Annotated in this window: 27 protein-coding genes and 1 other RNA gene; 20 read left to right on the top strand and 8 right to left on the bottom strand. The window is 62.9% G+C overall.

From position 1 onward, the window contains the following. Nucleotides 1-19 precede the first annotated feature (19 nt). The 7 genes from chrA to AC2FNJ_RS02600 all read right to left on the bottom strand — a co-directional run bounded on the left by chrA (nt 20) and on the right by AC2FNJ_RS02600 (nt 6,081). On the bottom strand, nt 20-1,273 hold the full coding sequence (gene chrA / locus AC2FNJ_RS02570; RefSeq protein ID WP_496762171.1) for a chromate efflux transporter: 1,254 nt from the start codon (nt 1,271-1,273) through the stop codon (nt 20-22). Beyond that, nucleotides 1,270-2,085: a chromate resistance protein ChrB domain-containing protein gene (locus AC2FNJ_RS02575; RefSeq protein WP_496762172.1), complete on the bottom strand. Its 816-nt coding sequence runs from the start codon at nt 2,083-2,085 to the stop codon at nt 1,270-1,272. The genes chrA and AC2FNJ_RS02575 overlap by 4 nt, the downstream gene beginning before the upstream one ends. Nucleotides 2,086-2,214: 129 nt before the next feature. Then, nucleotides 2,215-2,646, bottom strand: a complete 432-nt coding sequence (locus AC2FNJ_RS02580; RefSeq protein WP_496762174.1) for an ester cyclase — start codon at nt 2,644-2,646, stop codon at nt 2,215-2,217. Between the two features lie 120 nt (nt 2,647-2,766). Then, nucleotides 2,767-3,118: a transfer-messenger RNA gene (gene ssrA, locus AC2FNJ_RS02585) on the bottom strand. Nucleotides 3,119-3,152: 34 nt separating this feature from the next. Beyond that, entirely contained in the window at nt 3,153-3,803 is a 651-nt protein-coding gene (locus AC2FNJ_RS02590; protein ID WP_496762175.1) for a hypothetical protein, read from the bottom strand. Nucleotides 3,804-3,816: 13 nt separating this feature from the next. Continuing rightward, on the bottom strand, nt 3,817-5,217 hold the full coding sequence (locus AC2FNJ_RS02595) for a selenium-binding protein SBP56-related protein (protein ID WP_496762177.1): 1,401 nt from the start codon (nt 5,215-5,217) through the stop codon (nt 3,817-3,819). 129 nt (nt 5,218-5,346) lie between these two features. After that, nucleotides 5,347-6,081, bottom strand: coding sequence for a FadR/GntR family transcriptional regulator (locus AC2FNJ_RS02600; protein ID WP_496762179.1), 735 nt, complete (start codon nt 6,079-6,081; stop codon nt 5,347-5,349). 100 nt (nt 6,082-6,181) lie between these two features. Between AC2FNJ_RS02600 and AC2FNJ_RS02605 the strand changes: the two genes are divergently transcribed. The 18 genes from AC2FNJ_RS02605 to AC2FNJ_RS02690 all read left to right on the top strand — a co-directional run bounded on the left by AC2FNJ_RS02605 (nt 6,182) and on the right by AC2FNJ_RS02690 (nt 22,245). Further along, nucleotides 6,182-6,919, top strand: coding sequence for a DUF2182 domain-containing protein (locus AC2FNJ_RS02605; protein WP_496762180.1), 738 nt, complete (start codon nt 6,182-6,184; stop codon nt 6,917-6,919). Nucleotides 6,920-6,936: 17 nt separating this feature from the next. Then, entirely contained in the window at nt 6,937-7,566 is a 630-nt protein-coding gene (locus AC2FNJ_RS02610) for a DUF1326 domain-containing protein (protein ID WP_496762181.1), read from the top strand. Next, a complete protein-coding gene (locus AC2FNJ_RS02615) occupies nt 7,566-8,072 on the top strand; it encodes a DinB family protein (RefSeq protein WP_496762182.1) in 507 nt (168 codons plus the stop codon). The genes AC2FNJ_RS02610 and AC2FNJ_RS02615 overlap by 1 nt, the downstream gene beginning before the upstream one ends. Before the next feature lies 1 nt (nt 8,073). Beyond that, nucleotides 8,074-9,168, top strand: a complete 1,095-nt coding sequence (locus tag AC2FNJ_RS02620) for a dimethylsulfoniopropionate demethylase (RefSeq protein WP_496762183.1) — start codon at nt 8,074-8,076, stop codon at nt 9,166-9,168. A gap of 96 nt (nt 9,169-9,264) precedes the next feature. Then, a complete protein-coding gene (gene acuI, locus AC2FNJ_RS02625; RefSeq protein ID WP_496762185.1) occupies nt 9,265-10,260 on the top strand; it encodes an acryloyl-CoA reductase in 996 nt (331 codons plus the stop codon). Between the two features lie 194 nt (nt 10,261-10,454). Continuing rightward, nucleotides 10,455-11,021 carry a ribosome recycling factor gene (gene frr / locus AC2FNJ_RS02630; protein ID WP_496762187.1) on the top strand — a complete coding sequence of 189 codons (567 nt, stop codon included), beginning with the start codon at nt 10,455-10,457 and terminating at the stop codon, nt 11,019-11,021. Between the two features lie 7 nt (nt 11,022-11,028). After that, nucleotides 11,029-11,760: an undecaprenyl pyrophosphate synthase gene (gene uppS, locus AC2FNJ_RS02635; RefSeq protein WP_496762188.1), complete on the top strand. Its 732-nt coding sequence runs from the start codon at nt 11,029-11,031 to the stop codon at nt 11,758-11,760. Continuing rightward, nucleotides 11,757-12,539: a phosphatidate cytidylyltransferase gene (locus AC2FNJ_RS02640; RefSeq protein ID WP_496762190.1), complete on the top strand. Its 783-nt coding sequence runs from the start codon at nt 11,757-11,759 to the stop codon at nt 12,537-12,539. Before uppS ends, AC2FNJ_RS02640 begins: the two co-directional genes overlap by 4 nt. Next, the gene (gene dxr / locus AC2FNJ_RS02645) at nt 12,539-13,711 is read left to right on the top strand and encodes a 1-deoxy-D-xylulose-5-phosphate reductoisomerase (protein WP_496762192.1); all 1,173 of its coding nucleotides are present in this window, start codon (nt 12,539-12,541) and stop codon (nt 13,709-13,711) included. The genes AC2FNJ_RS02640 and dxr overlap by 1 nt, the downstream gene beginning before the upstream one ends. A gap of 4 nt (nt 13,712-13,715) precedes the next feature. Next, the gene (rseP, locus tag AC2FNJ_RS02650; RefSeq protein ID WP_496762193.1) at nt 13,716-15,068 is read left to right on the top strand and encodes an RIP metalloprotease RseP; all 1,353 of its coding nucleotides are present in this window, start codon (nt 13,716-13,718) and stop codon (nt 15,066-15,068) included. A gap of 100 nt (nt 15,069-15,168) precedes the next feature. Further along, nucleotides 15,169-15,297, top strand: a complete 129-nt coding sequence (locus AC2FNJ_RS02655; RefSeq protein WP_496762194.1) for a hypothetical protein — start codon at nt 15,169-15,171, stop codon at nt 15,295-15,297. 128 nt (nt 15,298-15,425) lie between these two features. After that, entirely contained in the window at nt 15,426-17,786 is a 2,361-nt protein-coding gene (gene bamA, locus AC2FNJ_RS02660; protein ID WP_496762195.1) for an outer membrane protein assembly factor BamA, read from the top strand. Nucleotides 17,787-17,792: 6 nt separating this feature from the next. Then, the gene (locus tag AC2FNJ_RS02665; RefSeq protein ID WP_496762197.1) at nt 17,793-18,380 is read left to right on the top strand and encodes an OmpH/Skp family outer membrane protein; all 588 of its coding nucleotides are present in this window, start codon (nt 17,793-17,795) and stop codon (nt 18,378-18,380) included. 72 nt (nt 18,381-18,452) lie between these two features. Further along, nucleotides 18,453-18,926 carry a 3-hydroxyacyl-ACP dehydratase FabZ gene (gene fabZ / locus AC2FNJ_RS02670; protein WP_496762198.1) on the top strand — a complete coding sequence of 158 codons (474 nt, stop codon included), beginning with the start codon at nt 18,453-18,455 and terminating at the stop codon, nt 18,924-18,926. Next, nucleotides 18,923-19,708, top strand: coding sequence for an acyl-ACP--UDP-N-acetylglucosamine O-acyltransferase (gene lpxA, locus AC2FNJ_RS02675; protein WP_496762200.1), 786 nt, complete (start codon nt 18,923-18,925; stop codon nt 19,706-19,708). Before fabZ ends, lpxA begins: the two co-directional genes overlap by 4 nt. A 4-nt stretch (nt 19,709-19,712) precedes the next feature. Then, entirely contained in the window at nt 19,713-20,507 is a 795-nt protein-coding gene (locus tag AC2FNJ_RS02680; RefSeq protein ID WP_496762202.1) for an LpxI family protein, read from the top strand. Continuing rightward, complete coding sequence (gene lpxB / locus AC2FNJ_RS02685) at nt 20,507-21,661, top strand: lipid-A-disaccharide synthase (protein ID WP_496762203.1); 1,155 nt, start codon at nt 20,507-20,509, stop codon at nt 21,659-21,661. Before AC2FNJ_RS02680 ends, lpxB begins: the two co-directional genes overlap by 1 nt. A gap of 2 nt (nt 21,662-21,663) precedes the next feature. Next, nucleotides 21,664-22,245 carry a cadmium resistance transporter gene (locus tag AC2FNJ_RS02690; protein WP_496762205.1) on the top strand — a complete coding sequence of 194 codons (582 nt, stop codon included), beginning with the start codon at nt 21,664-21,666 and terminating at the stop codon, nt 22,243-22,245. Here AC2FNJ_RS02690 and mnmA read toward each other — a convergent pair. Further along, on the bottom strand, nt 22,242-23,387 hold the full coding sequence (gene mnmA / locus AC2FNJ_RS02695) for a tRNA 2-thiouridine(34) synthase MnmA (RefSeq protein ID WP_496762207.1): 1,146 nt from the start codon (nt 23,385-23,387) through the stop codon (nt 22,242-22,244). The two genes, AC2FNJ_RS02690 and mnmA, sit on opposite strands and share 4 nt — an antisense overlap. 134 nt (nt 23,388-23,521) lie before the next feature. Between mnmA and sciP the strand changes: the two genes are divergently transcribed. Next, nucleotides 23,522-23,812, top strand: coding sequence for a CtrA inhibitor SciP (gene sciP, locus AC2FNJ_RS02700; RefSeq protein ID WP_496762209.1), 291 nt, complete (start codon nt 23,522-23,524; stop codon nt 23,810-23,812). An 87-nt stretch (nt 23,813-23,899) separates the two neighbouring features. Continuing rightward, entirely contained in the window at nt 23,900-24,616 is a 717-nt protein-coding gene (ctrA, locus tag AC2FNJ_RS02705; RefSeq protein WP_496762211.1) for a response regulator transcription factor CtrA, read from the top strand. Nucleotides 24,617-24,652: the final 36 nt, after the last annotated feature.

Raw genomic sequence — 24,652 nt, forward strand, 5'->3', positions numbered from 1 at the left:
GGCTTCCCACGCATTATTGTCAGAAGAAATGCAGGATTGCGCCAAGGACCGCCATCAGCACCAGGCTGACACCCATGCCGACCCTGCCCACAAGGATCAAGAGCCCGGCAACAACGGTGAGGATGAGGGCCTTGAAGTCGAGGCTGTCGATCTGTGGCGCCGGAACGGAAAACGGACCGAACGCGTATGCCAGCACCGATCCGAACAGGACGTTCAGGGCGAACCAGACCGAGAGGTTGAGAATCACTCCGACCACGGCCGCCGTGATGCCGTTCAGGGCAGCCGTCAGACGGGGGCGCGCCGCCAACTGTTCGAGATACGGCGCGGCCAGGAAGATCCAGAGAAAACAGGGCACGAAGGTCGCCCACAGGGCAACGATGCCTGCGGCAATCGCCAGGGGCGCACCGCCCTGGATCTGCCCGGTCAGCATGGCCACGAATTGCGTGACCAGAATCAGCGGTCCGGGGGTGGTTTCGGCCAGGCCGAGGGCGTCGATCATCTGGCCGGTCGAAACCCATTGATACTTGTCCACGACGGTTTGCGTCATGTAGGCCAGAACCGCATAGGCGCCGCCAAAGGTCACGACCGCCAGTCTTGCGAAGAACCAGCCAAGATCGCTCAGCAGCTGCTGGCCCGCGAGCGTCAGAGCGACCAGCGGCGACAGCCAGAGCGTGCCCCAGAGTGCTGCCGTTCGCAGCGGAGTGGCATGGACGGCAGGGGGGGCGGGGACGGCCTGCGGTGCTGACCGGGTCGAGGTGGCGAACCCCCAGATCGCGGCCAAGGCGATGATCAGCGGAAAAGGCAGGTTCAGTGCAAAGATCGCGACAAAGGCCAAGGCCGCGACCACCCGAGCGCCGGTGCCGGAGAGCGCGCGGCGCGACAGTTTCAGAAGCGCCTGCAGGACAATGACGATCACCGTCGCCTTGACCCCCAGAAACGCCGACTGGACCAAAGGCAGCGTGCCGAAAGCCGCGTAGAGACCGACGAGAACCGCGATGACCAGCGCACCGGGCAAGACGAATAGCCCGCCGGCCAGCAACCCGCCGGGCACGCCGCGCAGCCGCCAGCCGGCATAGGTTGCAAGCTGCATCGCTTCGGGACCGGGCAGCAGCATGCAAAGGGACAGGGCGCGCAGATAGTTTTGCTCGTCCAGCCAGGGGCGCCGTTCGACAAGTTCCCGGTGCATCAGCGAGATTTGCGCGGCCGGCCCGCCAAAGGACATCAGGCCGATGCCGCCAAAGACCCGGAATAGCTCTTGATAGGACGGGGTCATGCGTTGCGGTCCGCGGGCCAGTCGTGGCCTTCGTCATATCCGTCGCGGGCCCACCGGTAGAGCACATCATAGAGGTGCAGACCGGTTTGCAATTGCTCCTGGTTATCGCGGAATTGGCGCGACAGCCCGACCGAAACCGCAAGCAGTCCGGCCGCTTCGGGCGCCAGGTCGTGGCGATTGGTGTCGGCTCCGCGGATTACGGTGGCAAGACGGTCCAGGGCCGCGGTGTGCAACTGGAATTCGTCGAGCATCGTGTCGAATGTGCAATTGGGGCCACGATGGCTCCAGAACGCGCCTTCGACATCGAAGGGTGTTGCCCCGAACCGTTCGGAAACGCCGGCCACTTCCGCAGGCGCGACGAACAGGATTCGCGCCCCCGGATCGACGAAACGGCGGATCAGCCACGGGCAGGCGATGCGATCGATCTTCGGCCGGTGTCGCGTCACCCACAGCGTGCTGCCCTGGATCCGGGCGGGGATGGCGGCCGCGGGCACCCGCGGAGCCGCCGGGTGATCGCGCCAGGCAAACATCCCGCCTTCCAGGTATTCCGCCCTATGGCCATCGTTTCGCAACCAGGCCGCCAGACCCTGGCTGAGCTTTTTGCCCTGTTGGCAAGCAACGACGACGTGCCGTCCGGCAACGACCCGGTCGAGACCGTCCAGGTCGGTATGAGGGTGGCGGACCGAACCGGGGATCAGAAATGGGTCGGCCGTGAAATCTTCATCCGTCGCTATGTCGATAATGGCGGGACATTGCGGCGTGCCGATGAGGCGCAGCAGTTGGGTAACGGTGATTGCATTGGGTGCGGCCATGGCATGAATCCCTTTTCTGTGGATACATGCGAACCTTGGGCTGGCGCCTCACGGGGCGTTCGCAACATGGCCCCTTACCCTCTTGCTAGCGCGAAATCGGGATGCCGGTCAATCTCCGGGGCGTCGGGTTCAGGCGAATTCCAGACGCTGGCCGGTCATGCAAACCGGCAGCGTGTCCCTGGGGAACTGGCCGAGCTGTTCGAAAAACGACACGAAATCGAACTGGTTGTAGGCTTCGACCATCTTGCCGTCCCGAAACCGCGCCATGACCTGGCCCGTCACCTCGATCGGGGCGCCATTGTCGGCGCGCGAGGTGTGAACGTGCAGGATCGCCGCCAGCCATTCGCCGTCTTCGATGATCTTGGGCAGTTCGACACGGATCTCGCCCAGCATGAAGCGGAAGGCCATGACCAGATCGCGAAAATCGTCCGGCCCGACCTGCATTTCGGGAATCAGGCCGTCGGCCATCGTGTCGGGCGCAAAGTAGCGGTCGATCGCGTCGGTATCACCCTGCTCCCAGACTTCGCGATACCAGGCTTTGAGCACTTCGGATTTGTTCATGTTCAGATCTCCGTCCTGTGCCTTGAGCTTGGGTCGGAACGGTGAAGATTTGCTGAATCCGAAGGCAACGGGTTCAGCTTTTCGACAGGTTTGCCCAGGCGATGCAAGTTTTTCGGAAAAGATGCAGGTTTCTGTTGCCAGGTACCTGCGAACCCCGCCTTACGCGGCTAGGCGGAAGGACTTAGTTTTCGGTATTAGGCACTGCTTACGCAGCGACTGCCACCGGAGCACGATTGTCATTGGCAATTATGCTTGTCGGACCGATAACGGTGGTACCTCACCGAGACAAAGCAAACTCCTTTAGACGTCCGTCGATCCTGTTTCGGCCCCGTCTTCCCGCCAATGAAGGGAGTCTGGTGGAGCCGCCGGGTACCGCCCCCGGGTCCGATCCGCTTATTACGAGCGCGTTTATGTCCATAGTTCCGAAAGGAACGAGGTAAATATAAGAGGTTCGCCCAGCGATGCAAAGAGCGAAGCTGCGAAAATTCTCTCGTTTCAAACGGCGCTCAGGACGCGGCCCAAAGGCTCAGACCACCGACCAGAACCAGGCTCAGCGCCCAGACCAGTTCCAGATCGAACCAGCCTTTGGACAGGAATTTCAGGCCCAGCCAGCGATACACGGCGAAGGACAGTGTTCCGCCGGCGCCGATCATGGCCGCCGTGTGCAGAAGCGCGACGGTCAGGGTCAGTCCCATGGTGCCGCTCATCAGTTCCGCCGCCGCCTGATGCCCGACGTCTTCTTCGGCAAGGTTGCAAAGACCCAGATAAATCGGAACCAGCATCAGCGCCGCGCCATGCGCCAGCGCCACCAGAAAGGACCAGAGCGCCAGCCGAGCCGGAGGGATCCGAGACAGAAATCGCGGGTGGCGGCGGGTGACGACCAGATAGAGCCCCATTGCGATCACCAACAGCGCCGCGCCGATGCGGATCTCGCGTTGCCAATCCACCAGGGCGACCAGCAGGGCGAAGGGCAACAGAATGGCGAGCATCGCCAGGAAATGCCCCGTGCCCAGCGCCGCCAGCGCGCGCCACAGGGCGGCCGGCTTGCGCTCCATCAGGGCGGCTGAAACCGCCAGCGGCCAGCCCATGCCGGGATTGAGGCCGTGATAAAGCCCGCTCAGCACGACGGCCAGCCAAAGGCCGGCCGTCGTTGTCATCAGGCTTTCCAATTCAGGCCGACGGATAGCAGAAACTGTCGGTCGAACAGTCGCCGCCCTCCAGTCGGATCTGATGTGAGCGATAGCCTTTGGGGAACTCGACCCAGAAGTTCGGGTCGAGCGTCAGCCCGCCGTTCTCTCCCACATCCGCCTTGACCATCGCGCCGCCCCGGTCGCCGGGATAGAACTGATCGTCCCAGGTCGAATAGAGCGAATTGGTCCAATAGACGCGTTTGCCATCGCGGCTGATCTCCACCATCTGCGGGCCATAGCCGAAATCCTTGCCATTGGGATGCTTGGTCTTTTTGACGATGCCCCCGATCTCAACCTTGCCGGCGAGTTTCGGCTTCATCGGGTCCGAGACATCGTATTGGTGCATCTCGCCGATGCCCCAGCAGGAGACATAGAGGAACCTGTCATCTAGGCTCAGGTCGATATCCGTGACCAGCGGCGGCACCGCCGAAAAACCCTTGAGCAGGTCGGGCAGATCGTCGGGGTCGGCCGGCTGCGGGTCGATGGTGATGGTCTTCTTGGCCTCGAACGTGCCGTCCGGGTTGCGCCACCAGGTAAAGACCGAACCTTGCAGGTTCGTCGTGTCCACCACCACGCCGCAGAACCCGTGCTGCTTGACCGGGTCGTGCGCCGGGCGGATTTCCAGCGCCATCTGATGGTTTTCGCCCAGGTCGATGGTCTGGATGTTGGTGCGCTCGCGCAGGTTCCAGAAATGGATGCGGTGCCCATACTTGTTCGACAGCAGATCCTCGGCCACGAGGCCGTTCTCGAATTGCGGCGGCAGTGCCCATTCCGAACTCACCATGTAGTCGCGCGGCAGGTTCCACCAGAAGTCGTAGTGCTTGTCCTGCACGCCGCGCTCGATCTCGTAGCGGCCGATGATGTCGAAGGTTTCGCAATCCATGATGAAGATGCCGGGTGGGCCATCGGTGCCGTCCGGCCCGCCGCCGCCCAGGGTGCTGACATAGATGCCCTCGGGACCGCAGTGGATGGTGTGCGGGCGGGAATATCCCGTTTTTGCAAAGACTTCCTCGGGGTCGATGATCTTGTGGATCTTCGCGTTCAGCGGGTCTTTCACGTCGATGATGTAGATCCGGCTCGAGCGGATGCCGGGAATGATCAGATAACGCCGTTCCAGAAAGGCATGGCCCGAGAGCGGCGACAGGGCCGACGAACAGGCGTTCCACCCGAAATGGTGAAACTCGTCGCCCTTTTCCGGCATGATGACGCTGTGGACGATCTTGCCGTAATCGTCGGATTTCGGATCGACATTCACAACCGCCAACCCGTCAGGCTGGGAAAAGTCCGGGCTGAGCATCAGAGTGAAGGCCAGCGTTTCCGCCGGAGCCTCCATTGCGATCCTTGGTGAGGGATAAAAGGTCGGGTCCGGTCTGAGATTCATAGGTTCCTCCCGTAAGGAATTGATACGCAATACTTATTGGGAAAACCGGTCTTGACGCCGGGCGGGTGCTGCCTGTCTGAGTGTCGGGTCCACGGAACGGTCGCGTCAAGCCTGTTCTGTGGTGCGCTCTCATCTTGGCCGGTTGCGGCGGCGTTCGACTACATCGCGGGCAAGCTGGCGGGTGTACGCCTCCAGTTCGACCAGCGCCCGGTCGGCCTCCGGAGCGTCCTGCGCGTCCAGCGCATCCGCGATCCGGCTGTGCAGGGCGATGATCGCCTCGCGCGAGCGCGCCGAGAAGGTGATCATGTTCATCAGCGGCTGCATCGCTTCGACCGCACCGGCCAGTTGATAGGACAGAACCGGATTCCCCGCTCCGTCGACCAGCGCCCGGTGGAACGCCACGTCCGAGGCGCAGAACGCCTCGTCCGTCAGTCCAGGCTGCGCTTGCCGAAAGATCTCGGTCCGCATGGTTGCCAGATGGTCCGCCGTGCGCCTTTGCGCCGCAAGCGGCGCGCAGGCCCGTTCCAGGGCATAGCGCGCTTCGCAGGCGGTGTCGAAACTGACCGCGTTCATCGACAGCAGAAGAGTCGAGGTGGTAATCTGCTGCGAATAGGCGTCCTCGAAGCTCAGCCGGTTGACGAAGGCGCCGCCCGACGCGCCGCGCTGGGTGCGGATCAGCGATTGCGCCGCCAGCCGCTTGAGCGCCTCGCGCACCGTCGGGCGCGACACCCGGAACTGGTCGGCGAGTTCCGCCTCGGAGGGCAGGCGCGAATCGACGATCAACTCGCCCGAAACGATCGCGTCCCGGATCGCCTGGGCGATCTGGGCCGACAGGTCGGCGGGGTTTTGGGGATCAATCTTCATTGCCGGCCACTTTTTATTTGTCTGACATTTAAAAGTCTGACATTTGAAAAGCAAGAAGTGAGTCGCAGGGAGGGCCGTGACCGTGGACAGGATAAGAGCCATGACAGCGCCGCATTGGCTGGCTCTGTTTGCCACGATCCTGTCGGCCTGGATCATGTTGTACCTCATGGCGGTGCCGGCCGAGGTGCGTGCCCTGGGCGCGGTCTACGGAGAGGATTTCTGGCGCAGCCTGTGCACCGTCACCCCTGATGCGGCGGGCCTGATCAAGATGGTGGCCATGTGGGCGCTGATGTCCGCGGCGATGATGGCACCGACCGCGCTGCCGGCCTTTGCCACCTATGACGACCTTTCCCATGCGGCGCATGGTACCCGGCTCGGCCACCTGCTGTCGGGGTATCTGACGGTCTGGCTGGGCTTTTCCGTGCTGGCCGCGCTGGCACAGATGGGGCTCTATCGGATCGGTGCAGTGGATGGGCTGGGCGAAAGCGTGTCGGGTGTGCTGTCGGCCGGACTGCTGGCGGTGGCCGGTCTGTACCAGTTTTCGGCCATCAAGGAGGCCTGCTTGAGCAGGTGCCGCCATCCGCTGACCTTCTTCATCCAGCATTGGGAGGAAAGCCCCTGGCGCAACGGGCTGCGGCTGGGGCTGGTCTGCCTTGGCTGCTGCTGGGCGCTGATGCTGCTGGCCTTCGTGGGCGGCGTGATGAACCTGGCCTTTATGGGGCTGGCCACGCTGCTGATGGTTTTCGAGAAACTGCCCGACCTGGGCCGACTGGTGACACGCCCGCTGGGCGTGGCCTTGCTGGTCGGGTCTGCCTGGGTCGCGCTTGCGACAGTCTGACAAGAGGAGAGACAGACATGGCTTTGGATACGGTGGGCACGGTGCCCTGGACCATCAAGGGCGAGTTGATCCTGAACTGCAACTGCACGGTGTTCTGTCCCTGCGTGGTCAGCTTGGGCAAGCACCCCCCGACCGAGGGCCATTGCCAGGCCTGGGCGGGCATTCGCATCGACGAAGGGCAATATGGCGACGAGGATCTGTCGGGTCTGAACGTCGGCCTGTTCCTTGAAATCCCCGGCAACATGGGGCGCGGCAACTGGAAGGCCGCGGCCTTCATCGACGATCGCGCATCCGACGCAGCCTACGAGGGACTGGTCAACATCTTCTCGGGCGCGGCGCGGGGCACGACGGGCCTGTTTTCGCTGCTGGTCAGTGAATTTCTGGGGGCCGAGCGGTCTCCGGTGCAGTTCGAGACCGTGGGCAAGGAACGTCGCCTGATGGTCGGCAAGAAGATCCAGGGTTCGGTTGTTCCGGTTGAGGGCAAGGACGGTAAGGATATCGTCGTCACCAATACCGAATACTGGATGGGCCCCGACATCACCGTGGCCACCGCGACCAAGGGCAAGGTGCGCGCCTTTGGCCGGGTCTGGGATTTCGACGGCCGCTCGGCCGAGATCTGCCAGATCGACTGGCACGGGCCAAAGTGATGATCACCGCCGCCTATGCCCGCGAGATGGCGCGTTACAATCACTGGCAGAACATCCAGTTGGCGGGATTTCTTTCGGCGCTGCCGGCTGCGGAGTTAACCCGTGACCGCGGGGCGTTCTTCGGATCCATCCTGGGTACAGCGAACCATCTCTTGTGGGGCGACTGGATCTGGATCGCACGTTTCGACGGCGGCCCCGAACCCGATGGCGGCATCCCCGACAGCATCGCGATCTGCGACGGTCTGGACACCTGGCTGCCGATGCGGCGCCAGACCGACGCCCGGATCAGCGAATGGGCGGACCGGTTGGAGGACGCCACGTTGCAAGACGCGTTCACCTGGACGTCTTCGGCCCTCGGGCGCGAAGTCACGCGCAGCTATGCTCAATGCGTCATGCATTTCTTCAACCACCAGACTCATCACCGGGGACAACTTCACCAGATGCTGACCGAAACCGGCTCCCGAGCACCGGTCAGCGACCTTGTGTTCATGCCCGAGGAGGAGTGACTTGGCCGTCATCGTTCCTAACCGCCGCGTCCGCAAGACCCCCTTCACTCCCGGCGTCGAGGCCGAGGGTGTAAAGGGTTACACCGTCTACAACCACATGCTTCTGCCCACGGTCTTTGAAAGCGTCGAGGCCGACTGCGCGCATCTCAAACAGCACGTTCAGGTCTGGGATGTGTCCTGCGAACGGCAGGTGGAAATCAAGGGGTCCGATGCGCTGCGCCTGATGAGGATGCTGAGTCCGCGTGACATGGGCCGAATGGCGGCCGATCAGTGCTACTACGTGCCTGTGGTGGATCAGAACGGCGGTATGCTCAACGACCCCGTGGCCATCAAGCTGGCCGACGACCACTACTGGTTGTCGGTGGCCGATGGCGATCTGTGGCAGTTCGCGCTTGGCATCGCCGTCGCCCTGAACCTGGACGTGGATATCGGCGAGCCCGACGTGTCGCCGTTGGCGGTGCAAGGCCCCAAGGCCGAGGATCTGATGGCACGTGTGTTCGGCGACGCGGTACGCGACATCCGGTTCTTTCGCTACAAGCGGCTGCGGTTCGAGGATCGGGATTTCGTGGTGGCCCGTTCCGGCTGGTCCAAGCAGGGTGGTTTCGAGATCTATGTGGAGGGCGAAGACTACGGGATGCCGCTCTGGAACGCGTTGTTCGCGGAAGGCCGCGATCTGAAAGTACGCGCGGGTTGCCCGAACGGCATCGAGCGGATCGAAAGCGGGCTGTTGAGCTTTGGGTCGGACATGCGGCGGGAGAACACCCCCTATGAATGCGGCTTGGGCAAATTCTGCAATTCGCCGGTCGATTTCATCGGCAAGGCCGCCCTGGCGGATCAGGCCCGGAACGGTCCGCCGCGACAGATCCGGCCGATGGTGATCGAGGGCGAGATCGGACCATGCACCGGCTCGTGGCCTTTGCTTGCGGGCGGCACACAAGTCGGACAGATTGCGTCGGCCGCGTTTTCCCCGGAGTTTCAGGTCAATGTCGCCATCGGCATGGTGGATCGGTCGCATTGGGATCCGGGCACGCGGGTCGAGGTTCTGACCGAACACGGCATGCGCTGGGCCGTCGTGCAGGACCGGTTCTGGCGGTGATCGGCTGCGGGGGCTGTGGTTGTTCCGTTGCACGACCGCCCGGCGAGTTGGTGAGGAAAGACATCGGGACTGAATTCAAGCAAGGGAAGTGACAGGATGTTCAATGCTTTGGTGATGGAAAAGGATGAGGCCAGCGGCAAGGCCAGCGCCTCGGTCAAGCAGATCGGCGTGGATGCACTGCCGCATGGCGAAGTGATCGTGGCCGTCGAGTACTCGACCGTGAACTACAAGGACGGGCTGTGCCTGAGCGCCAGCGGCGGCGGTCTGGTCCGGAAGTACCCGCATGTTCCGGGGATCGACTTTGCCGGAACGGTCGAGTCGTCCAACGACGACCGGTACAAACCCGGTGACAAGGTCGTTCTGACCGGCTGGCGCGTGGGCGAAGCGCATTGGGGTGGCTATGCGCAAAAGGCCAGCGTTCTGGCCGATTGGCTGGTGCCGCTGCCCGATGGGCTGGACACACGGCAGGCGATGGCGGTCGGGACCGCAGGGTTCACCGCGATGCTGGCGGTCATGGCGCTGGAGGATCACGGCCTTGTACCGGGCCACGGACCGGTGCTGGTGACGGGCGCCGCCGGGGGGGTCGGATCTGTCGCCACCGCCATTCTGGGCAAGCTGGGTCACGACGTGGCGGCGGTGACGGGACGGCCGGAAACCGCCGATTATCTCAAGTCGCTGGGCGCCACCCAGATCGTGCCGCGCGAGGAACTCAACGAAACCACCAAGCGGCCGCTGGAAAGCGAAACCTGGGCGGGATGCGTGGATGCCGTCGGCGGCGCGATGCTGGCGCGGGTTCTGGGTCAGATGAAGTACGGGGCGTCCGTCGCCGCCGTCGGGTTGGCGGGCGGCGCGGCGCTGCCGGCCTCGGTGATTCCGTTCCTGCTGCGCGGTGTGAACCTGCTGGGCATCGACAGCGTGATGCAGCCCTACGACAACCGCGTGCGGGCCTGGCAGCGCATCGCGACCGACCTGCCTATGGATAAACTCGAGGCGATGGTTCAGCCAGCAAAACTGACCGATCTGCCGGGGCTTGGCGCCGACATCCTTGCGGGCAAGGTCAAAGGGCGCGTGGTCGTGGATGTGAACGCCTGACGACCCGCCAGGCGGCGCGACCTGTCCGGACCCCGTGTCACCGCATGGGTCGCGGCCGCCTGCCACGGAATTTCACCAAAACCGGCGAAACCGGTCTCGCCTTTGCCTGATTTCCGGGCCAAGACTGCTATACAACCCTTTTTCGATGGCTTATGACCCATCCGAACAGCACCTGATTACGGGGAGTGAGCAGCATGTCTGACGATTTCGAACTGGATACCGACGATTTGAAGCGCCGCATGGAAGGTGCAATGGCCAATCTTCGCACCGAATTCGCCTCGTTGCGCACGGGCCGGGCTTCGGCATCGATGCTAGACCCGATCATGGTCGATGCCTATGGCGCGATGACACCGATCAACCAGGTCGGCACCGTCAACGTACCCGAACCGCGCATGGTCACTGTAAATGTGTGGGACAAGTCATTGGTGGGAAAGGTGGAAAAAGCGATCCGCGAAAGCGGCCTGGGCATCAATCCGCAACTCAACGGCACGATCATCATGTTGCCGATCCCGGAGCTGAACGAGGAGCGACGCCGCGAACTCACCAAGGTTGCGGGGCAGTATGCGGAACATGCGCGGGTCGCCATCCGAAACGTGCGTCGCGACGGGATGGATCAGATCAAGAAGGCCAAGAGCGACGGAACGGTGTCCGAGGACGACCAGAAATTCTGGGAGTCGGAAGTGCAGGATCTCACGGACACGATGATCAAGTCCGTCGATGAGGCGCTGGAGCACAAACAATCCGAAATCATGCAGGTCTGAGCGGCGGATGCCAAAGGATCCCTTCAGCGAACCGCCCGTAGGGCCGCGCCACGTTGCCATCATCATGGACGGCAACGGACGTTGGGCGCAGGCGCGGGGGCGGCCGCGCCTCTACGGCCACCATGCCGGCGCGCGGCGGGTCCGCGAGGTGGTCGAGGCCTGTCCGGAACTCGGCATCAAGTATCTGACGATCTTCGCATTCTCCACCGAGAACTGGAAGCGGACACAGGTCGAGGTGGCTGGTCTGATGAGCCTCTTCCGGCGCTACATCATCAAGGAAACCATGGCCTTGCATGCCGAAGGCGTGCGTGTGCGCTTCATCGGCGACCGGGTTCGCCTGGACGAGAAGCTGATCGCGCTGATGGACGGGCTGGAGGAAAAGACCCGCGACAATGACGGCGTGAACCTGACCATCGCGATAAATTATGGCGGGCGGGACGAGGTTGCCCGCGCGACCAAGCGACTGGCGCGGGACGTGGCCGCGGGACGGCTCAAGCCCGAGGACGTTGACGAGGAAACCCTGCCCAGATACCTCGACACCCGCGTTCTGCCCGATCCGGATCTGGTGATCCGCACCAGCGGCGAGGCCAGGATCTCGAATTTCCTGCTCTGGCAGTCGGCCTATTCCGAGTACGAGTTCATAGACACGCTTTGGCCCGATTTCACCGCGGCAGAACTGACGCGCCTGTGCCGGAGCTTCGGAGCCCGGGACCGCCGCTTCGGGGCCGTCAAGGCATGACCGAGGGGCGATGGTCTGACCTGACCACGCGCGTGGTCTCGGCCGTCGTTCTGGTCGCAATTGGTGCGATCGAGGTCTGGCTGGGGGGCATCTGGTTCGAAACCTTCATCGCGGCGGCCTGCGCCCTGATGATCTGGGAACTGGCCCGGATGATCGAACCGGACCGTTCCGCCGTGGCGATACAGCTGGCGATCCTGACCGGGTTTGCGGTCTTTCTGAGCTATCATCTGCCGCCGTTTTTCCGGCTGCCCGTCCTGCTGGCGCCGGCATTGGTGGGGGCAGGGCAGGTCAGTCGCGAGCGGGGCACATATGCCGTGTTTGCCTTCTGGATTGCGGCGGCGGGTCTCGGCTTCATCCTGATCCGCGAGAACATGGGTTTTGACTGGATGCTCTGGCTGATCCTTGTGGTCGTCGCGACGGATGTGGCCGGGTATTTCGTGGGCAAATCGCTCGGTGGCCCTAAATTCTGGCCCAGGGTCAGTCCCAAAAAGACGTGGTCGGGCACTGCCGGGGGGTGGCTCGCGGCCGCTCTGGTGGGCTTGGGTTTCGCCATTCATCTGGGATACGGATTTGGATTCGTGATCATTTCGGTCTTTACCTCGATGGCCAGCCAGGCCGGCGATATCGCGGAAAGCGCGGTCAAGCGCCGGCTGGGGGTCAAGGACAGCTCGAACCTGGTGCCTGGGCATGGCGGCGTGCTCGACCGGTTCGACGGGATGATGGGTGCGGCGCTGTTCGTGCTGTTTGCCAGCCTGTTCTACGCCCCCGGAGCCCAATGATGCGCAGAGTTTCCATCCTTGGCGCGACCGGTTCGATCGGGCAGAACACCATCGATCTCATATACCGCGATCGTGATGCCTATGAGGTGGTCGCGCTGACCGGCGGCGCAAACATCGCTCGACTCGCGGCGGATGCAAGACGGCTGAACGCCCAGATCGCGGTGACGGCCCATGACGACCGGCTTGACGACCTGCGCGCGGCGCTTTCCGGCACCGGCATCGAGGCGGCGGCGGGGCAGGCGGCCCTGGCCGAGGCGGCTGCGCGCCCGGTCGATTGGGCCATGTCCGCCATTGTGGGCGCGGCGGGCCTCGCTCCCGGCCTCGAAGCGCTCAAGCAGGGGGCGACTCTGGCGCTCGCCAACAAGGAGACTCTGGTTTGCGCCGGGCCGCTGGTGCTGCAAACGGCTGAGACGCACGGCGCGCGCCTGTTGCCGGTGGACAGCGAGCACTCGGCAGTGTTTCAGGCCCTGACCGGAGAGGACATCGCGGCGGTCGAGCGCATCATCATCACCGCCAGCGGCGGCGCCTTCCGCGACTGGCCGCTGGAGGATCTAAAACGCGCGACGGTCGAACTGGCCTCGCGCCACCCGAACTGGGACATGGGGCAGCGCATCACGATCGACAGCGCGTCCATGTTCAACAAGGCCCTGGAACTGATAGAGACAAAAGAGTTTTTTGGCGTCGAACCATCCCGGATCGAGGTGCTGGTCCATCCCGAATCCATGGTCCATGCGCTGGTCGGTTTTCGCGACGGGGCACTGATGGCGCATCTTGGTGCGCCGGACATGCGCCACGCCATCGGATACGCCCTCCACTGGCCCGAACGGCGCGATCTGCCGGTGGAACGTCTGGATCTGGCGCGGCTCGGGCGGCTGAACTTTCATGCGCCGGACGAGGCCCGCTATCCGGCGCTGCGGCTTGCACGGGCGGTGATGGAGCGTGGCGGTCTGGCAGGAGCGGTCTTCAACGCCGCGAAAGAGCGGACGCTGGACCTATTCATCGCGCGCAGGATCGGCTTTGTCGAAATGTCCGCGATCGTCGAGATGGTTCTGGACAGATTCGAGGGCGCATCCGGTCTCATTGATGCCCCAATGACCCTTGATAACGTGCGGCAAACGGACCATCTGGCACGTAAGTGGACGGATGACGTCATAATGCAGCGAGCAGGATAGCAGTTTGGACTTTATTTCACTGATCCCGCAGTTTGGCGGCCTCGTATACACGATTCTGGCTTTCATCGTGGCCTTGTCCGTCATCGTCGCCGTGCATGAATACGGCCATTACATCGTCGGCCGCTGGTCCGGGATCCATGCCGAGGTCTTCTCGATCGGTTTCGGACCGGTTCTGTGGAGCCGCGTGGACAAGCGCGGAACCCGCTGGCAGATCGCGGCGCTGCCCTTTGGCGGTTATGTCAAGTTTCTGGGCGATGCGAACGCCGCCTCGGGCAAGGATGGCGAGACCATGGCCGAGATATATCGCAAGAACCCCGAGGATCTGCGTCACACAATGCATGGCGCGCCGCTTTGGGCCAGAACGGCGACGGTGGCCGCGGGACCGGTGTTCAACTTCGTGATGTCGATCGCCGTCTTCGGGCTCATCTTCATGTTTCAGGGCCAGGCCAAAAGCCCACTGACGGTTGGTGAGCTGTTTCCCCTTCCGGGCGCGGTCCAGGAACTGCGCGAAGGCGATGAAATTCGCGCCATCAACGGTATCGCGACACCCGATTTCGACGAGGGCACGGAATGGGCGGCCTTCATCGAGGAGCTGCCGGTCGCGCCGGTTCTGAACTATTCGATCTTGCGAGACGGTCAGGAAATGACGGTCAGGGGACCATGGCTGTTTCCACCGCTGATTCAACAGATCGCGCCGCGCAGCGCAGCGATGGACATCCAGCTTGCGCCGGGGGATGTCATTTCGGCAGTAGACGGGGATCCGATCTTTGCCTTCGCACAGCTCAAGGAACGGGTCGAAGCGTCGGACGGGCGGGTACTGCTGCTGGACATTTGGCGGGACGGAGAGACCCTGGAATTCGCCCTCGCGCCGCGCCGCACCGACGAGCCGCGCCCCGAAGGCGGGTTCGTGACCCACTGGCGGATCGGGATCGTCGGCGGGATGGCATTGGAACCGGCGACCGAACCCACCGGGTTTTTCACTGCGCTAGCTGGCGGTGCGGCGCAGACGATGCGCATCGTCGAAGGGTCGCTGTCCGGGATCTGGCACATGATCACCGGCGCCATCAGCACGTGCAACATTTCCGGTCCGATCGGTATCGCCGAAACCTCGGGGGCGATGGCGAGCCAGGGGGCGCAGAGCTTCATCTGGTTCATCGCCGTGTTGTCCACGGCGGTCGGGTTGCTCAACCTGTTTCCGATCCCGGCGTTGGATGGCGGACATCTGGTGTTCTACGCCTACGAGGCCGTGACCGGCCGCCCGCCCAGCGATGCGGCGCTGCGGGTTCTCATGGCGGTCGGAATAACCCTGATCCTGTCGCTGATGGTCTTTTCGCTCAGCAACGATCTCTTCTGCTGACCGGGAATTGTGGCAAGGGTTTGTCAAAGTCTTGCCCAAGTGCGGTCACAATTCGCGCCTATGTTCGGCCCGGACAGAATGAGACTTCCAAGGGCGGATCATGCTTGAGAATCTGCAACATTCCTACCGGGGCCTGAGCCTGATCATGACCCTCAACTGGGACCGGTTCCTGAGCCTTGGAACCATTGCGCTCGCCCTAGTTGCGGGGGCCTACATCCTGACTCTGTGATTCTTTCGACACAGTTTTGAACATGTTCGGCGCGGTCTTTTGGCCGCGCTGTGTTTTTGCGCTTTTGACAACCTGCCTGTATGCCGTTAGTGACCTTTCTGAGGCCATAAGAAACTTGGGTTGATAACATGAGTGACGGCAGAGGGGCGGGCACATCCTGCGGCGACGGCAATTCGCAAGGCTATATCTTGTTTCGAGCAATATTTTCGATTTTTCTTGTTTTTGCAGTGGCTGCCTATACGGCACCGCGGCCGGCACAGGCGCAGACATACACCTTCAATTCGGTACAGGTGGAGGGCAACCAGCGGATCGATACCGGTACGATCATCTCGCGCGCCGGAATCCAAAGGGGTCAGCAGATCACGGCCGGTCAATTGAACGACGCCTATCAACGTCTGCTTGACAGTGGTGTTTTTGAGACAGTCGAACTGACGCCGCGCGGCAGCACACTGGTGATCTCCGTCCAGGAGAACCCGACCATCAACCGGATCAGTTTCGAGGGCAACCGCCGGATCAAGGACGAACAGCTTCAGGATGCGATCGTCTCGGAATCGCGCCGCGTGTTCACGCCCGAACAGGCCGAGAAGGACGCCAACCTCATCGCCGAAATCTACTCGGCCCAGGGCCGGGTCGCGGCAACGGTGGTGCCGCGGATCATCCGCCGCAGCGACAACCGCGTCGATCTTGTCTTCGAGATCTCCGAGGGCGACACGATCGAGATCGAACGGGTCAGTTTCGTCGGCAACCGCGTCTTTTCCGACCGCCGGTTGCGCCGCGTGCTCGAAACCAAGCAAGCCAACATCCTGCGCACCTTCATCCGCTCGGACACCTTCATCGGCGACCGCATCGAATTCGACAAGCAGGTCTTGCGGGATTTCTACCTGTCGCGCGGCTATGTGGATTTCCGCGTGAACAGCGCCAATGTCGAATTCACCCGCGAAAGGGATGCGTTCTTTCTGGTCATGAACGTGACCGAAGGCCAGCAGTTCAAGTTCGGCAACATCACGACGGTCAGCGAGATACCGGGCGTTGACCCCGGACCCTATCAGGAAACCTTGAAGATCCGGCCCGGCGTCGTCTATTCGCCGTCGCTCATCGAGAACTCGCTGACCCGGATGGAGCGGCTGGGCATCCGTCAGGGTGTCGACTTCCTGCGGGTGGAACCGCGCATCACGCGCAACAACCGCGATCTGACGCTGGATGTGCAGTTTGCTCTGGTGAAGGGGCCGCGGATCTTCGTCGAGCGCATCGACATCGAAGGCAACACCACGACGCTCGACCGGGTGATCCGCCGTCAGTTCGACACGGTGGAAGGCGATCCGTTCAACCCGCGTGAAATCCGGCAGAGCGCGGAACGCATTCGGGCGCTCGGTTTCTTCTCGACCGCAGATATCGAAACGCGGGAAGGGTCATCCCCCAGCCAGGTCATCGTCGATGTCGATGTCGAGGAACAGCCCACCGGGTCGCTGCAACTCGGCGGCAGCTACTCGATCGCCGACGGCTTCGGTGTCGCGGTCGGATTGCAGGAGTCGAACTTCCTTGGCCGTGGCCAGACACTGGGCCTGACGCTGTCGACCGCCCAGGACAGCGAACAGTATGTCATCAACTTCTCGGAACCTTACCTGCTGGGCCGTCGCCTGCGGTTCGATCTGGGGCTGGGTCTGGCCCGCCGGAATTCGAGCTTTGCCAACTACGACACCAAGCGGGTGTTCTTCAATCCCGAGCTGACCTACGCCATCGGCGAGCTTTCGACGCTGTCGCTGCGTTACAACTGGGACAACAGCGAGATGATCGCCCGCGAAAACCAGGCGGTTGGATCGGTGATTCAGTCCGAGATCGATCAGGGCGAGCGGTCCACGAGTTCCCTGGGCCTGTCCTATACCTATGACAGCCGGATCGGCGGGTTGAATCCGAATGCCGGCGTGCTTCTGTCGCTGGGTGTCGATGCGGCCGGTCTCGGCGGGGACAACGAATTCATCAAGACAAGCGCGCGGGCGATTGCCCAGCAGCGCATTCTGAACGAGGAAGTGACCTTGCGGGCCGATCTGGAAGTCGGCGCTCTGTCCTGGACCGGCGACGACTTCAGCCGGACCATCGACCGCTTCCTGCTGGGCCCCAGCACCTTCCGCGGGTTCGAGCCGGCCGGTCTGGGCCCGCGCGACCTGTCGAACGGTCAGGACGACGCGATCGGTGGCAACTATTATTGGGTTGCGCGGTTCGAGGCCGATTTCCCATTGGGTCTGCCCGAAGAGATCGGCCTGCGCGGCGGTCTGTTCTATGACATCGGCAACCTGTGGAATCTCGACAACGTGAACACGGCCGGCGGCAACATCGTCGGTGCGGACGGATCGGTACGCCAGGTCGTCGGATTCTCGTTGTTGTGGACCACGGCCTTCGGCCCGCTGCGCTTCAACTTCTCCAAGGCGCTGGTCAAGGAAGACTTCGACAAGGAACAGAGCTTTGACCTGACCATTCAGGCGCGGTTCTGAGGGCGAATGAGCCCTTGCCTCCGGTTCGTCCTGCCACAGGGTCCGGTCTGGGCCCTGTGTGCGGTTTTGTTCCTTTGCGCGCCGCTTGCGGCAACGGCCCAGCAACTTGGCCTGCCGCAGGGCGAAATCCTTACAATCTCCAGCGAAAAGCTGTTTGCCGAATCCGCCTTTGGGCGCCGGGTGATCGACGAGATCGAGGCGGAGGGTGCGGTTCTGGCCGCGGAGAACGAACGGATCATCGCCGACCTTAGCCGGGAAGAAAAGGAACTGACCGAGCGCCGCGCCGAGATGTCGCCTGACGAGTTTCGCGCGCTGGCGGATGATTTCGACGAAAAGGTTCAGTCGCATCGCGACAGTCAGCGGGCCAAGCTGGATGCGCTGACGGCGCGCTCGGACCGCGCGCGGGCGGTGTTTCGCGAAATGGTGCGCCCGGTTCTGGCGGCGCTGATGCAGGAAACCGGCGCGGGCGTCATTCTGGAACGCTCGAGCGTCTTTCTGAGTTCGGATTCCACCGATATAACCGATTTGGCCATCACCCGGATCGACGCCGCGATCGGCGATGGGCGCGCGTTGGAAAACGGCGACACGGATTAGGCAAGCTTGCCCTGACCGGGCGGGATTGTTAACCACTCAAGAAAAGACCAATCAGGACAGGAAACCCGCACGATGACCACGGAATCCAAGAGTGCCGACATTCAGCTGATTCAGCGCATTCTTCCGCACCGCTACCCGTTTCTGCTGGTTGACAAGGTTGTCGATATTCAGGGCTATCACTCGGCCGTGGGCATCAAGAACGTGACCATGAACGAGCCGCATTTCCAAGGCCATTTCCCAGGCACTCCGATCATGCCAGGCGTGACCATCGTCGAGGCGATGGCGCAGACCGCGGGTGTCATGCTGGGTGTGGGTATGGACATCATCGACAGCGAACTGCTGATCTATTTCATGAATATCGACAAGTGCAAGTTCCGTCGCAAGGTGGTGCCAGGCGACGTCATGGAAATGCATGTCGAAACCGTGCGCGGCAAGATGGGTGGCAAGATCTTCAAGTTCAACGGGCGCGCAACCGTGGACGGGGATGTTGCCGCCGAGGCCGAGTTTTCGGCCTATGTCGATCTGACCGGAGAAAAGAGCGCATGAGTCGAATCCACCCCAGTGCGATCATCGAAGACGGGGCAAACATCGGGCCGGATTGCGTGATCGGCCCCTTCTGCTACGTCGGGGCGCAGGTGACACTCGGCGCGCGGGTCGAACTGAAGTCGCACGTGGTCGTTACCGGACAGACGACGGTGGGCGCGGACACGGTTATCTTCAGTTTCGCGGTCGTCGGAGAGATTCCGCAGGATCTGAAATTCCAGGGCGAGAACACCCGCCTGGAAATCGGCGAACGCAACCGGATCCGTGAGCATGTCACGGTGAATACGGGTACGGACGGCGGCGGCGGCGTGACCCGCATCGGCGATGACTGTCTGTTGATGGCGGGCGTGCATGTGGCGCATGACGTTCAGATCGGCGACCGCGTGATCATGGTGAACCATGCCGGCGCGGCCGGCCACTGCATCATCGAGGACGACGTGATCGTCGGCGGCATCTCGGGGCTGCATCAATGGGTGCGCGTCGGGCGCGGCGCGATCATCGGTGCGCTGACCATGGTCGCAAATGACGTGATACCCTACGGTCTCGTTCAGGGTCCGCGCGGCGAGTTGGATGGCCTGAATCTGGTCGGGTTGAAACGGCGCGGTGTCTCGCGCGAGGATATCGCGGCCCTGCGCGCGGCGTTTCGCGAACTGTCCGAAGGGGAGGGCACATTCATGGAGCGCGCCAAGCGTCTGGGCGAGACGGCAGACAGCGACTATGTGCGCCGGATCGTCGATTTCGTGACCGGCGACTCCGACCGGTCGTTTCTGACCCCGGGGCGCTGATCCGATGCTGGCTCTGATCGCCGGAACCGGCGCGCTGCCGGACGAGGTGGTGTCACGGCTTCCCGAACGCCCTTTGATCTGCGCGATGGAAGGGTTCGAGCCGGACAGGCTCGCGGTGGATCGCGCCTTTCCGCTGGAAAACCTGGGCAGCTTCATTTCCGATCTCAAGTCCCGCGGCGTTACCGAGATCTGCATGGTCGGGACGGTGCGCCGGCCGACAATCGACCCGCAGCGCATCGATGCCGAAACGATGCCGCTGGTTCCGATCCTGCAACGCGCAATCCTGTCCGGTGATGACGGGGCGTTGCGGGCGGTGATCGGCATTTTCGAAGAGGCCGGGTTGCAGGTGCGCGCCGCGCAGGATCTGGCACCGGACATCCTGCCGCCGCTCGGCTGCCTGACCGAGGCGAAACCCGTCGAGGCCGATCTGGCCGATGCCGACCGCGCCGCCGGGATCCTGCGCGCCATGAGCGATGCCGATATCGGTCAGGCCTGCGTGGTCCTGCGCGGTCAGGCGCTGGCCATCGAGGGGGTATTCGGGACCGCCTGGATGCTGGCATCGCTCAGCCAGCGACCGGACGCCGGGGGTGGTATCCTGTTCAAGGCGCCGAAACCCGGTCAGGACCGCCGCGCCGACCTGCCGGTGATCGGCCCGGACACGGTCACTGGTGCCGTCGCCGCGGGGCTTTCGGGCATCGTGATCGAAAAGGGCGGGGTGATCGTTCTGGACCGCGACACGGTGGTTGCGGAATGCAATCGGCTGGGTCTTTTTCTGTTGGTGCGGGAGCGGGCGGTCTGATGCGGGTGTTCCTGCTGGCCGGCGAGCCCTCCGGCGACCGGCTGGGCGGGGCGCTGATGGAAGGGCTCAGAACCCTGGTGCCGGATGCGCAGTTCGACGGGATCGGCGGGCCGATGATGGAAGCCCAGGGCCTGGTCAGCCGGTTTCCCATGTCCGAACTCAGCATCATGGGGCTGGTCGAGGTTCTGCCGCGCTATTTTCACCTCAAGCGCCGGATTGCCGAAACGGCGCAGGCGGTTCTGGACACCGAACCGGATGTCCTCATCACCATCGACAGCCCGGATTTTTCGTTGCGGGTGGCAAAGATCGTCAAATCTCAAAGCAGCATCCGAACGGTCCATTACGTGGCCCCAAGCGTCTGGGCCTGGCGTCCGGGTCGCGCTGACAAGATGGCCAAGGTCATCGATCACGTGCTGGCCCTGCTGCCGTTTGAACCGCCCTACATGGAACGCGCGGGTATGGAATGCGATTTCGTCGGTCATCCCGTGGTCAGCGAGCCGGTGGCGACGCAAGACGAGATTGCTGCGTTCCGCTCGGAATTCGGGTTGGGCGACGCACCGGTTCTCCTGGTTCTGCCGGGGTCTCGGAGAGGGGAGGTGGACAGGCTGACTCCGGTCTTCGGACAGACCCTTGCGCAGTATCTGAGTGACCGACCGGAGATGCGTGTCGTCGTGCCGACGGTCGCGCATATGGCCGATCACGTGACCGAACGGACGCGGGATTGGCCGGGCCGCCCGGTGATCGTCGATCCGCGCGGGATCGTTCCCGCGCAGGCGGCGGCGTGGAAACGCGCGGCCTTTGCGGTGGGCGACCTGGCGCTGGCGGCCTCCGGCACGGTGTCGCTGGAACTCGCCGCGCAAGCCACGCCGATGGTGATCGCCTACAAGCTCAGCTGGCTGACCCAGAAGATGGCCGAACGGCTCGTCAAGCTGGATACCGTGACGCTTGTCAATCTGGTCAGCGAAACGCGGGCGGTGCCGGAATGCCTAGGCCCGGATTGCCGACCCGAACCCATCTCGGAGGCTCTGGCCCGGGTTCAGGCCACTCCGGCTGCGCAGGAAGAGGCGATGCGTGTGACCATGGAGAGGCTCGGCCGCGGCGGCGAAGCGCCGGGGCTTCGCGCGGCGCGCGCCGTCCTGAGCCGGATGCGGTGATCATGGCCGATCACGCGGTCTTTGCCTTTTCAGCCTTTCTGGCCCAGATCCTGACCAATCTCGACAATCTGGCCGCTCTGGTTGCGTTGATGCTCGTCGCGGGCACAGGCCGTGCGGTTTCGGGGTTTCTGCTGGCACAGACGACCGTGATCGTCGCGTCGGTCGCCGTTGCCATGGGTGTCGACGACGTCGTTCCGCAATGGGCCGGGTATCTGGGCCTGGTCCCCTTGACCTTGGGCGCCTTGGGCGTGTTGCGCCAGTTCCGCAACGACCAAAACGCGGCTGCCGCGCCTGCCTCCTCCTCCGCGTCCGTCCTTGTCACCATGCTGCTGTTTCTGAGCCTGTCGATGGACACGTTCGCGATTCTGGCGCCATTGCTTGCCGATTCCGCGCCGAGTTTTCGCCTGGCAGGCGTGATCGGTGCCGTGCTGGCCGCGATCGGCATGGCGGCCGCAGCCATGTTCGGCACGCAGGCACCGTTCGTGAGTGGAGGACTGGCCCGGCGGTTGGAGAAACTGGTGCCCTATGTGATGATCTGCGCCGGCCTGTACATTCTGAGCAACTCCTCGACCGACGCGGTCTAAAATCCGCGCCAGATCCAGCCGCCGCCAAAGACGCGGGTGCCGCCGGTCTCGTAGAAGACACAGGCTTGACCGGGCGAAACGCCTTCCTCGGGTGTCAGCAGCTCCACCTCGGCCGTGGTTTCCGAGAGGGGTCGGACGATCGCCTCGCGCGGCGGACGGGTCGAACGGACCTTGACCGAAAGGTGCCATTCCGTCCGCGAGGTGAAGGGCTGGTCGCCCAGCCAGTTGATCTCGCGCACGGGAACGGTGCGGGTGGCCAGCATCTCTTTCGGGCCAACGACGACCTGCTTTTTGTCCACGTCCAGCTTGACGACATAGAGCGGCTCGCTCAGCCCGCCGATGCCGAGCCCGCGGCGCTGGCCGATCGTGTAGTGGATCACGCCCTCGTGCTGGCCCAGAACGCGGCCATCGGCATGCACGATCTCGCCCGGTTCCGCAGCGCCCGGCCGCAGTTTTTCGATCACGCTGGCATAGTTGCCGTTTGGTACGAAACAGATGTCCTGGCTGTCCGGTTTGTCCGCGACCGAAAGGCCGTACTGCGCCGCCATTTCTCGGGTCGCGTCCTTGGACGGCAGATGGCCCAGGGGAAAGCGCAGATAGTCCAGCTGTTCCGGCGTGGTCGAGAACAGGAAATAGGACTGGTCCCGCGCCGCATCGGTCGCGCAATGCAGTTCCGGCCCGTTCGGACCCGCCTTGCGCTGGATGTAGTGTCCCGTGGCCATGCAGTCGGCATCGAGATCCTTGGCGGTTTCCAGCAGATCCTTGAATTTGACCCGTTCATTGCAGCGGATGCATGGCACGGGTGTCGCGCCGGCCAGATAGCTGTCGGCAAACTCGTCGATCACCGCGTCCCTGAAGATGTTTTCGTAGTCCAGCACATAGTGTGGAAAACCGCGCTCTTCGGCGACGCGGCGCGCGTCGTGAATGTCGATCCCGGCGCAGCAGGCGCCCTTTTTGGCCAGCGCCGCGCCGTGGTCGTAAAGCTGCAGCGTGACTCCCACAACGTCATAGCCTTGGTCGGCTAGATGCGCGGCGACCACGGAACTGTCCACACCGCCCGACATCGCCACCACCACCCGCGTTTCCGAGGGCAGTTTGGCAAAGCCGAGCGAGTTGAGCGGTGTCTCGGTAGCGAGGGCCATGGGCGAGGTTCCGGTCCGGGTTAAGAAAGACCGGCAGAATATAGGAAAATCCTAGACACTCTCAAGGGGCCGTTTCACCGGACATTAAGTAGGCTGGCCAAATCTTGCATTAATTCAGAATGAGGAGCAGGCAGATGTATCTGCACAAGGTCGATGGCCCCCGATCCGTCACGCTGCCCGACGGCACGATTCTGACGCGCGCCGATCTGCCTCCGTCGGACACGACGCGCTGGGTCGCCTCGCGCAAGGCCATCGTCGTTCGGGCCGTTTTGTATGGCTTGATGACGCTGTCGGAAGCCAAGAAACGTTATGGGCTGAGCGACGAGGAACTCAATGGCTGGATCGCCGCCGTCGCGGACCACGGTGTGGAGGCGCTGAAGGTGACGAGTCTAAAAAAATATAGACAACCTAAAGTAGAACAATAGTATTCGATTCAGCGGTAACGTGAGATTAACCATTCTTGTTCAGGCTCGCCTTGAAACCTGGACTGCGATTGAAGCGGAGAGTTGAAAATGCGCATACTTCTTGTCGAGGATGATCCAACAACGTCCAAGAGCATCGAGTTGATGCTGACGCATGCCAACCTCAACGTGTATGCGACCGATCTCGGGGAAGAGGGGATCGACCTTGCCAAGCTGTATGACTATGACCTGATCCTTCTGGACCTGAACCTGCCCGACATGACCGGTCACGAAGTTCTGCGCCAATTGCGGATCGCCCGTGTCGAAACGCCGATCCTGATCCTGTCGGGGGCCGACGACACCGAAAGCAAGATCAAGGGATTCGGCTTCGGCGCGGATGACTATCTGACCAAGCCGTTCCACCGCGAGGAGCTGGTGGCGCGCATTCACGCCATCATCCGCCGGTCCAAGGGGCATTCGCAATCGGTGATCCAGACCGGGCGCATCGCGGTGAACCTGGACGCCAAGACTGTCGAGGTGGACGGCAAATCGGTGCATCTGACCGGCAAGGAATACCAGATGCTGGAGCTTCTGAGCCTGCGCAAGGGTACGACGCTGACCAAGGAAATGTTCCTGAACCATCTTTACGGCGGCATGGACGAGCCGGAACTGAAGATCATCGATGTCTTCATCTGCAAGCTGCGCAAGAAACTCAGCAACGCAACCGGTGGCGAGAACTACATCGAAACGGTCTGGGGACGCGGCTATGTCCTGCGCGATCCGCAGCCCAAGTCGATGGATGGCGCACGCATGGCCATCGGCGCCTGAGCCGGCGATATTCGGCCGTCGGGGGTCCGGGACGGC

Source organism: Ruegeria sp. BHSB196, assembly GCF_059613135.1.

Bases quoted from the DNA above. Each gene is read 5' to 3' on its own strand.
- AC2FNJ_RS02590 (WP_496762175.1), bottom strand. From the start codon at position 3,803: ATGACAACGACGGCCGGCCTTTGGCTGGCCGTCGTGCTGAGCGGGCTT.
- lpxB (WP_496762203.1), top strand. From the start codon at position 20,507: ATGCGGGTGTTCCTGCTGGCCGGCGAGCCCTCCGGCGACCGGCTGGGC.
- AC2FNJ_RS02575 (WP_496762172.1), bottom strand. From the start codon at position 2,085: ATGGCCGCACCCAATGCAATCACCGTTACCCAACTGCTGCGCCTCATC.
- bamA (WP_496762195.1), top strand. From the start codon at position 15,426: ATGAGTGACGGCAGAGGGGCGGGCACATCCTGCGGCGACGGCAATTCG.
- uppS (WP_496762188.1), top strand. From the start codon at position 11,029: ATGCCAAAGGATCCCTTCAGCGAACCGCCCGTAGGGCCGCGCCACGTT.
- lpxA (WP_496762200.1), top strand. From the start codon at position 18,923: ATGAGTCGAATCCACCCCAGTGCGATCATCGAAGACGGGGCAAACATC.
- dxr (WP_496762192.1), top strand. From the start codon at position 12,539: ATGCGCAGAGTTTCCATCCTTGGCGCGACCGGTTCGATCGGGCAGAAC.
- AC2FNJ_RS02580 (WP_496762174.1), bottom strand. From the start codon at position 2,646: ATGAACAAATCCGAAGTGCTCAAAGCCTGGTATCGCGAAGTCTGGGAG.
- fabZ (WP_496762198.1), top strand. From the start codon at position 18,453: ATGACCACGGAATCCAAGAGTGCCGACATTCAGCTGATTCAGCGCATT.
- mnmA (WP_496762207.1), bottom strand. From the start codon at position 23,387: ATGGCCCTCGCTACCGAGACACCGCTCAACTCGCTCGGCTTTGCCAAA.
- AC2FNJ_RS02640 (WP_496762190.1), top strand. From the start codon at position 11,757: ATGACCGAGGGGCGATGGTCTGACCTGACCACGCGCGTGGTCTCGGCC.
- frr (WP_496762187.1), top strand. From the start codon at position 10,455: ATGTCTGACGATTTCGAACTGGATACCGACGATTTGAAGCGCCGCATG.
- acuI (WP_496762185.1), top strand. From the start codon at position 9,265: ATGTTCAATGCTTTGGTGATGGAAAAGGATGAGGCCAGCGGCAAGGCC.
- AC2FNJ_RS02610 (WP_496762181.1), top strand. From the start codon at position 6,937: ATGGCTTTGGATACGGTGGGCACGGTGCCCTGGACCATCAAGGGCGAG.
- AC2FNJ_RS02690 (WP_496762205.1), top strand. From the start codon at position 21,664: ATGGCCGATCACGCGGTCTTTGCCTTTTCAGCCTTTCTGGCCCAGATC.
- AC2FNJ_RS02595 (WP_496762177.1), bottom strand. From the start codon at position 5,217: ATGAATCTCAGACCGGACCCGACCTTTTATCCCTCACCAAGGATCGCA.
- AC2FNJ_RS02605 (WP_496762180.1), top strand. From the start codon at position 6,182: ATGACAGCGCCGCATTGGCTGGCTCTGTTTGCCACGATCCTGTCGGCC.
- AC2FNJ_RS02615 (WP_496762182.1), top strand. From the start codon at position 7,566: ATGATCACCGCCGCCTATGCCCGCGAGATGGCGCGTTACAATCACTGG.
- ctrA (WP_496762211.1), top strand. From the start codon at position 23,900: ATGCGCATACTTCTTGTCGAGGATGATCCAACAACGTCCAAGAGCATC.
- AC2FNJ_RS02665 (WP_496762197.1), top strand. From the start codon at position 17,793: ATGAGCCCTTGCCTCCGGTTCGTCCTGCCACAGGGTCCGGTCTGGGCC.
- AC2FNJ_RS02600 (WP_496762179.1), bottom strand. From the start codon at position 6,081: ATGAAGATTGATCCCCAAAACCCCGCCGACCTGTCGGCCCAGATCGCC.
- AC2FNJ_RS02680 (WP_496762202.1), top strand. From the start codon at position 19,713: ATGCTGGCTCTGATCGCCGGAACCGGCGCGCTGCCGGACGAGGTGGTG.
- sciP (WP_496762209.1), top strand. From the start codon at position 23,522: ATGTATCTGCACAAGGTCGATGGCCCCCGATCCGTCACGCTGCCCGAC.
- AC2FNJ_RS02655 (WP_496762194.1), top strand. From the start codon at position 15,169: ATGCTTGAGAATCTGCAACATTCCTACCGGGGCCTGAGCCTGATCATG.
- chrA (WP_496762171.1), bottom strand. From the start codon at position 1,273: ATGACCCCGTCCTATCAAGAGCTATTCCGGGTCTTTGGCGGCATCGGC.